Genomic DNA, 7,963 nt, shown 5'->3' on the forward strand with positions numbered 1-7,963 from the left:
GCCACTGAGCCGGCGTGCGCTAACCGAGGAAACGAAAGCCGCTAGAGAGTTTTTCCTTGAGGTAACCCACCAGCGCACTCACCGACTTGGGTACATGGGGCGAGTAGGGCCGAATCAGGTAGATCTCATCGGCAAACGCGCCCTTGAGCGTCCAGTCCTTGAGCACCTGCACCAGTTTGCCGCCGGCCAGGGCGGCGTGGGCGCTGAAGTCCGGGAGCAGGGCGATGCCCAGGTGGTTGAGCGCCGCGTCGCGCAAGGCTTCGCTGTTGTTGGTGGAGAAGCTGCCGGCGATGGGCACGGTGACCCGTTCGACTTTCCTGCTGCCGCGCTCGAAGGTCCAGGCCGGTTGGTCGGTGCCGCGCGGGTAATAGAGGCAGTTGTGTGCGCTGAGGTCGGCGGGCGCGCGCGGTTCACCGTGGCGTTGCAGGTAGTCACGGCTGGCAACCAGCACTGAGGTGGTGTCGCACAGCTTCCAGGCCACATGGGTTTCCGGTACCTGGAAACCGTGGCGCACCGCCAGGTCGTAGCCTTCGGCGGCCAGCGAGCTCAAGGCGTCCGACACGTCCAGCTGGATACGCACCTGCGGGTAGTGCTGGAGGAACTCCGACAGGTGCGGCACCAGCTGTTGCCGGGCGAATGCCACGGGGGCGGTCAAGCGCACCAGGCCACGAATCTCGCCGGCGGAATCGCGCACGGACGAGAAGCTGCGGGCGATTTGCTCATAGGCACCGCGCACTTCACGGGTCAACGACAACCCGGCATCGGTCAACCGCACGCTGCGCGTGGTGCGCGTCACCAGGCGTGTGCCGGTGGCTTTCTCCAGGTCGGAAATACGCTGGCTGACCGCGGATTTACTCACCCCCAGGCGCGCGGCCGCAGCGGTGTAGGTGCCGTGTTCCTCCAGCACTGAGAGCCAGTGAATGTGGGTCCACAGCCCTTCGATCTCGGATTTTTCCATGGGGTTATTGTTCGCCTATGAGGACAATCAGTTCTGGATTCTGCTCTGGTTTGGAACAAACCGAAAGCCTATCGTGTGTCCCAACGCAACCCACCTGGGATCTACTGCCATGACTACAACAATCGAGCACTACATCAACGACCAGCGCGTCAGCCGCGATGATCGCTATCAGGACGTCTACAACCCGGCCACCGGCGAAGTGACCGGCCGCGTCGCCCTGGCCAGCCGGCAGACGGTCGATGAGGCCGTCGCCGCCGCGCAAGCCGCGTTCACCCGTTGGGCTGACACCCCACCGATCCGCCGCGCCCGCGTATTGTTCGAATACCTGCACCTGCTGCGTGAGCGCAAGGACGACCTGGCGCGCATCATCGTTGCTGAACACGGCAAGGTCTTCACCGATGCCCAGGGCGAAGTCGACCGTGGTATCGACATCCTCGAATTCGCCTGTGGCATTCCCAACCTGCTCAAGGGCGAACACTCCGACCAGGTTTCCCGTGGCATGGACAATTGGACGATGCGCCAGCCCCTGGGCGTGGTCGCTGGCGTCACACCGTTCAACTTCCCGGTGATGGTGCCGATGTGGATGTACCCGATCGCCATCGCGGCGGGCAACACCTTCATCCTCAAGCCAAGCCCGACCGACCCGAGCGCCTCGCTGTTCATGGCCGAGCTGCTGCATGAAGCCGGCCTGCCCAAAGGTGTATTCAACGTGGTGCAGGGCGACAAGGAAGCGGTGGACGCGCTGATCGCACACCCGGACGTCAAGGCCGTGAGCTTTGTCGGCTCCACGCCGATCGCCCAATACATCTACGAAACCGGCGCGCGCAACGGCAAGCGCGTCCAGGGCCTGGGCGGCGCGAAGAACCACATGGTGGTAATGCCCGACGCGGATATCGAGAAAACCGTCGACGCGCTGATGGGCGCCGCCTACGGCAGTGCCGGCGAACGCTGCATGGCCATCTCCGTCGCGGTGCTGGTGGGCGATGTGGGCGACAAAGTCATCGCCGCCCTGACCGAACGAGCCAAGCAACTGCGCATCACCGACGGCCGCGACCTCAAGGCCGAAATGGGCCCGATCGTCTCGCGCGCCGCCCTGGAGCGCATCAGCGGCTACATCGAACAAGGCGTGCAGGCCGGCGCGCAACTGCTGCTCGACGGGCGTGACTATGTGCCTACCGAAGCGGGCCTGGAAAACGGCTTCTGGCTCGGCGCGACCTTGTTCGACCACGTGACCAAAGAGATGAGCATCTACCGCGAAGAAATCTTCGGCCCGGTGCTGGCCTGTGTGCGCGTGAATGACTTTGCCGAGGCGGTGAAGCTGGTCAACGACCACGAGTTCGGCAACGGCGTCAGCTGCTTTACCCGCGACGGCAACATTGCCCGCGAGTTTGCGCGGCGTATCGAAGTGGGCATGGTCGGCATCAACGTACCGATCCCGGTGCCGATGGCCTGGCACGGGTTTGGTGGCTGGAAGAAGAGCCTGTTTGGCGACATGCATGCCTACGGCACCGAAGGCGTGCGCTTCTACACCAAGCAGAAGTCGATCATGCAGCGTTGGTCGGAAAGCATCGAGCAGGGTGCGGAGTTTGCGATGCCTGTGTCCAAATAACGCTTGGAAGAACACCGCAGGGCAAATGTGGGAGGGTGCTTGCCCCCGATGGCGGTGGATCAGTCGTAGAGATGTCGACTGACCCACCACCCTCGGGGCAAGCCCCCTCCCATTTTTTTTGACCGCGTAAGGGTTGACGATTCAGTGATTCAAGAATACTGTACATAAACACAGTGTTTAAGCGCTGATCGACCAACACTCGGCAACTTCAGCCATGCCAAACACTGTGTGCAAGTTAACGGATTAACTTGATGCACAGGCTCGTTATACCGAGCCGTTTTATATCGAGAGAGGGAACTCATGTCCTATCCAGAACGCAAACTCATCGGCTTGACCGGTTTCACCTTGGCGCAGAATGCCAATATCCTTTCTGAACGTAATTGTTTTGGCGAGCGCAGCCAAAACAAAGGCATGTTGGATGGCAAGGGCAGCGGGATGTTCACTGATACAAACAGTGTGCCGCCGATCACCCATCAGAAGTCGCCTAAAACACAATGGACGGCAACTTCCAACGACGCCCAAACCTTGAAGGCGGCGGCGCAAGCCAAGGGCTTTACCCAGAAGAACGCCGGGGCCAAGGCCGCGGCGCGGGTGTTCGGTGATTGATTGGCTCGCTTTCTACTGAGCTGTCATTTATTGCAAGTGCCACTGTATTTATATCAAGGATATAAACACAGTGATGGCCTTTGTAATCTAAATAATCCCTCATGTTGTGATATTCAGGCTTCCATGTTAAACCTGTTTTCGCACTTGCAGATGCAACTATCATATGCTCTTTCAGTCGCCATTAAGTTGTGGGCTGTCAGGTGCTATTTAATCTTCGCTTGTCACTTAAGCGTCAGCAAAAGGACATCATCATGAAACATGCGAATCACACACCCACTCGCTGGACACGGGCCGATGCGCTGAAAGTTAATGAAAATGACCCGACGACGACACAGCCGTTAGTGAGTCCTGACTTTCCTGTCATGAGTGACACGGTCTTTATCTGGGACACCATGCCATTGCGTGAACTCGATGGCACGGTGGTATCGGTGGATGGCTGGTCAGTGATCTTCACCCTGACCGCCGATCGTCGCCCCCATGATCCACAATTCATCAACGCCGATGGCCGCTACGACATCAAGCGCGATTGGGAAGACCGCCATGGTCATGCGCGTATCTGCTACTGGTATTCGCGTACCGGCAAGGACTGGATCTTCGGCGGCCGTGTCATGGCCGAAGGGGTTTCGCCGACCACCCGTGAATGGGCGGGCACGCCGATCCTGTTGAATAACAACGGTGATATCGACCTGTACTACACCTGCGTCACGCCGGGTGCCACGATTGCCAAAGTCAGGGGCCAGGTTGTCACCTCGGACACCGGTGTCACCCTCCAGGGCTTTGATCAGGTCAAGTCGTTGTTCGAGGCCGATGGCACCTACTACCAAACCGAAGCACAGAACGCGACCTGGAACTTTCGCGATCCCAGCCCCTTTATCGACCCCGTCGATGGCAAGTTGTACATGGTGTTCGAAGGCAATGTGGCCGGCGAGCGCGGGACTCACGAAGTGGGCCCGAACGAGCTGGGACTGGTGCCACCGGGGCATGAGGACGTGGGCGGCGCCCGCTACCAGGTGGGTTGCATCGGCATCGCCGTGGCCAAGGACCTCAACGGTGACGAGTGGGAAATCCTGCCGCCGCTGGTGACTGCCGTCGGGGTGAATGACCAGACCGAGCGCCCGCACTATGTGTTCCAGGACAACAAGTACTACCTGTTCACCATCAGCCACAAGTTCACCTACGCGGATGGCGTGACGGGTCCGGATGGCGTCTATGGCTTTGTCAGCGATCATCTGTTCGGCCCCTATGCACCGATGAATGCGTCGGGGCTGGTACTCGGCAACCCGCCTTCGCAGCCGTTCCAGACGTACTCTCACTGCGTGATGCCCAACGGCCTGGTGACGTCGTTCATCGACAGCGTACCCACCACCGGCGATGACTACCGCATCGGCGGGACCGAAGCGCCGACGGTCAGGATCGTGTTGAAGGGCGCTCGCTCGTTTGTGCAGGAGTCTTATGACTACGGCTACATTCCGGCGATGCGGGATGTGGTGTTGAGCCAGTAACCCCAGTGCAAAAGCCAGCCTGATTTCATCAGGTAGGTGGGAGGGGGCTTGCCCCCGATGGCGGTGTATCAGGCACATATACAGTGACTGTCACTCCGCTATCGGGGGCAAGCCCCCTCCCACATTTTTTTGAGCGCGTTACAGCCTGTCTTCACCGCTCAAGTCCCAGCCCACCCGGCCGATACAGGCACTAGCACCACGAGTGATCCCGAACTCGTAGGGGCACGCCTGGTCGTCGCTCAGGTCAACGAATAAAAATCAAAAGGGGTGGCCATGACCATATTGCAGCGTGTGATCGGCGGGTTTGCGGTGTTGGTGCTGTTACTGCTGATCATGGCGGGGATCAGCTATCAGAACACGCAGTCCATCAGCAGTCGCTTGACCATTATTACCGGCCAGTCGGCGCCCTTGAGCCGGGCCGCCAGTGAGCTGTATGTGCATATCCTACGCGCCAACCAGGCATTGCTGGCCATTCAGATCAGCACCGACCCCAAGCAGATCGAGGACGGCAAGCGACCGTTTACCGAGAGCATCGCTCAGTTCAATCAGTTACTCGACAGCACCGTTGCCTACACAGGCGAGCATGAAGCGCTGCGGGCGAACCTGGCGCAGCAGCGCCAAGAGGTAGCGGCCTACGCCGAACAGGCGCAGGCGTTGATGACGTCCCACTTGCAACATGTGCAGCAGTTGGCGCTGACGCGCAAATTGCAAGGCTACAGCAGCGCGCAGGCCATGCAGTTGACCAGCTATTTGCGTGATTACATCGCGCATGCGCGCAGTGTCGGCGAGCCGCAACAGGTTGCCGCAGCGGAAAAGCTGCTGCTGGAAGTCAACAAATCCTACGATGGCTTCGCGGCCCATGCTGTCACGCCCGCCATTGATAAATTACAGCGTGTGCTCAATCTGCAAGACGAAGTGATCAGCACCCGGGCCCAGGCCCTGACGGCGATTGACCCGCGGGTCGGGCGGATTGCCGGGGTCATGGTCAACCGTCTGCTGACGGATCTGACCGCCCCTGACGGCTTGCTCCAGGCTTATCAGGTGGAGGCGAAACTGGCCGCGCAGGTGCAGCAGCAACGCAATGCGGTGGAGGCGGCGCTGAAAGCCACCCTGGACAGGATTGGCGAGTTCGGCAGCCAGTCCCTGGAGGTGGCCAACCAGGCCAGTCAGTCTGCCAATGCCACCATCGGCACCAGCCGCAGCTTGCTGTTGATCGCGTGTGTGCTTGCGGTGCTGGCGGCGGTGTTGATTGGCACCTGGGTCGCCTTCAGCTTGCGGCGTCCGCTGGCGGCGTTTCGCGAAGTCCTCAAGACGCTCACTGCGGGCGACATGCGGGTCAGTTTCGATGTCAGCCGTAAAGATGAGTTCGGTGAGTTGGGGGGTTACCTGAACGAACTGACCAAGGCCCTGCAGAAAACCTTCCGTGAATTGATCAGCTCTGCCGATGCGCTGGCCGTTACCGCCGGCAGCAACGCCTTGAACAGCGAACAGACCACCCGTGTGGTGGATGAGCAGAAGGACCGGTTGCAATCGGCAGCCTCGGCCATGACGCAGATGGAAAGCACGGTCGAAGAGGTGGCCCGGCGTGCGCAGGACACCCGCCAGGCCGTGGACGACACGAGTGAGCTCACCCACAAGGTGCAGGCGCGCGTGGCCGAGACCATCGTCAATATCCGCCAGCAGGCTGACCAGGTGAACAAAGCCACGCAGGTGACCGATGAGTTGCAGAAGTACGGGCAGAACATCGAGGGCATTGTGGTCGCCATTCGCACCATTGCCGAACAGACCAACCTGCTTGCCCTGAATGCGGCGATCGAAGCGGCCCGTGCCGGCGAGCAGGGACGTGGTTTTGCGGTAGTGGCCGATGAAGTGCGTTCCCTGGCCAGCCGTACCCAGACCTCGACCAGCGAAATCCAGGACATGATCGGGCTCATGCAGGAAAAAATTCACTCGGTGGTGCACGTGATGAACGAAAGCCAGGCGCAGTCCAGCCAGTGCGTGTCCCTGGCCTCGGGTGCCGGTGACTTGCTGCTGTCGATGAGCGATTCGGTCGACAGTATCCGCGACATGAATATTCAGATTGCCGCCGCCACCGAGCAGCAGAGCGCCACGGTGCAGGAAACCAGTCGGATGGTCATCCAGATCAACGATTCGGCCCAGCAGACGGCAGACGGTGCGGAGCAGTCCGCCATCAGCAGCCACGAGCTGTCGGACATGGCCAAGGTGCAGCGCGAGCTGCTCCATCATTTCAGCGTTTGAGCCGCGGGAGTCAGAACATGAAAGCATGGTTAATGCTCGCCTTGGGGGCGACGCTGTTCATTCCGGGCCCCACCCAGGCCGCCACGCCCTTGCTGGGTGTGGGCATGGCAAAATACGACGACAACTTCCAGACCCTGCTGCGCAATGGGGTGCAGCAACAGGCCAGCGTCATGAACGTCGACATCTTTATGGAGAACGGGCAGGACAGCATCGATTTGCAGATGCGCCAATTCCGCAACCTGGTCAACGCCAAGGTGGACGCGATTATCGTCGCGATGGTTGACGGCAAAAGTGCGGCGCAAATGATGCAGTTGGCCACGGACGCAAAGATCCCGCTGGTATTCGTCAACCGCAATCCGAACCCGGAAAAATGGCCGGCGCAGACCGCGTTTGTCGGCTCCAACGAGTTGGAGTCGGGGACGTTGCAGATGGAAGAGCTGGCGCGCCGCGCCGGTTACAAGGGCAATGTGGTGATTCTGGTGGGCGACCCGGCCAACGCATCCTCCTTGATGCGCACCGAAGACGTGGAAAAAGTCGTCGCCAAATACCCGGATATGAAAGTCGTCCAGAAAAAAGTCGGTAACTGGGAGCGTAGCCAGGCTGCCACGATTGTCATTGACTGGATCAAGCAGGGCGTCGATTTTTCGATCATTGCGGCCAATAACGATGAAATGGCGATCGGCGCGATCATGGGATTGGAAAAGGCCGGCAAGCAGGCCAAGGACTACTGGGTCGGCGGCATCGACGGCACCCCGGACGGTTTGAAATTGATGGCTGAGGGCAAGATGGCGGTCAGCGTATTTCAGGACGCCGCAGGCCAGGCCGGCGGCGCAGTGGACACCGCACTGCGCCTGGTACGCGGCGAGGTGCTGGAGTCGACGGTGGTCTGGGTGCCGTTCAAGTTGATCACACCGGAGAATCGCCAGGCGTTTGAATAGGGGCTCGGACTGAGCACCTCGATCCAGCCTTGGAACGCGGTCAAATGCATCGCCTTCTGTAGGAGCGAGCTTGCTCGCGAAAAACGTCAAC

The 7,963-nt window shown here is 60.2% G+C and carries 6 protein-coding genes and 1 pseudogene; 6 read left to right on the forward strand and 1 reads right to left on the reverse strand.

The genetic code is table 11. The features are described from left to right. Nucleotides 1-19: 19 nt before the first annotated feature. A complete protein-coding gene (locus AC1Q6I_RS22735; RefSeq protein WP_024074727.1) occupies nucleotides 20-958 on the reverse strand; it encodes a LysR family transcriptional regulator in 939 nt (312 codons plus the stop codon). 109 nt (nucleotides 959-1,067) lie between these two features. Between AC1Q6I_RS22735 and AC1Q6I_RS22740 the strand changes: the two genes are divergently transcribed. From AC1Q6I_RS22740 to AC1Q6I_RS22765, 6 genes and pseudogenes are all read left to right on the forward strand, one after another. After that, on the forward strand, nucleotides 1,068-2,567 hold the full coding sequence (locus AC1Q6I_RS22740) for a CoA-acylating methylmalonate-semialdehyde dehydrogenase (RefSeq protein WP_024074728.1): 1,500 nt from the start codon (nucleotides 1,068-1,070) through the stop codon (nucleotides 2,565-2,567). A gap of 300 nt (nucleotides 2,568-2,867) precedes the next feature. After that, nucleotides 2,868-3,173 carry a pectate lyase family protein gene (locus AC1Q6I_RS22745; RefSeq protein ID WP_256581295.1) on the forward strand — a complete coding sequence of 102 codons (306 nt, stop codon included), beginning with the start codon at nucleotides 2,868-2,870 and terminating at the stop codon, nucleotides 3,171-3,173. Nucleotides 3,174-3,424: 251 nt separating this feature from the next. Continuing rightward, nucleotides 3,425-4,675 (forward strand): glycoside hydrolase family 68 protein, encoded by a 1,251-nt coding sequence (locus AC1Q6I_RS22750; protein WP_024074730.1) that lies wholly within the window; start codon nucleotides 3,425-3,427, stop codon nucleotides 4,673-4,675. Nucleotides 4,676-5,656: 981 nt separating this feature from the next. Beyond that, nucleotides 5,657-6,076 (forward strand): annotated as a pseudogene (locus AC1Q6I_RS22755) (HAMP domain-containing protein); the annotation flags it as partial. A gap of 102 nt (nucleotides 6,077-6,178) precedes the next feature. Further along, nucleotides 6,179-6,934, forward strand: a complete 756-nt coding sequence (locus AC1Q6I_RS22760; protein ID WP_370531119.1) for a methyl-accepting chemotaxis protein — start codon at nucleotides 6,179-6,181, stop codon at nucleotides 6,932-6,934. Nucleotides 6,935-6,951: 17 nt separating this feature from the next. Then, a complete protein-coding gene (locus AC1Q6I_RS22765; protein WP_024074732.1) occupies nucleotides 6,952-7,872 on the forward strand; it encodes a substrate-binding domain-containing protein in 921 nt (306 codons plus the stop codon). Nucleotides 7,873-7,963 lie beyond the last annotated feature (91 nt).

It is taken from the genome of Pseudomonas sp. MPR-R2A5 (assembly GCF_058793055.1).

Excerpts from the sequence above, each read along its gene's own strand:
- AC1Q6I_RS22735 (WP_024074727.1), bottom strand. The coding sequence starts at position 958 with ATGGAAAAATCCGAGATCGAAGGGCTGTGGACCCACATTCACTGGCTC.
- AC1Q6I_RS22740 (WP_024074728.1), top strand. The coding sequence starts at position 1,068 with ATGACTACAACAATCGAGCACTACATCAACGACCAGCGCGTCAGCCGC.
- AC1Q6I_RS22745 (WP_256581295.1), top strand. The coding sequence starts at position 2,868 with ATGTCCTATCCAGAACGCAAACTCATCGGCTTGACCGGTTTCACCTTG.
- AC1Q6I_RS22750 (WP_024074730.1), top strand. The coding sequence starts at position 3,425 with ATGAAACATGCGAATCACACACCCACTCGCTGGACACGGGCCGATGCG.
- AC1Q6I_RS22765 (WP_024074732.1), top strand. The coding sequence starts at position 6,952 with ATGAAAGCATGGTTAATGCTCGCCTTGGGGGCGACGCTGTTCATTCCG.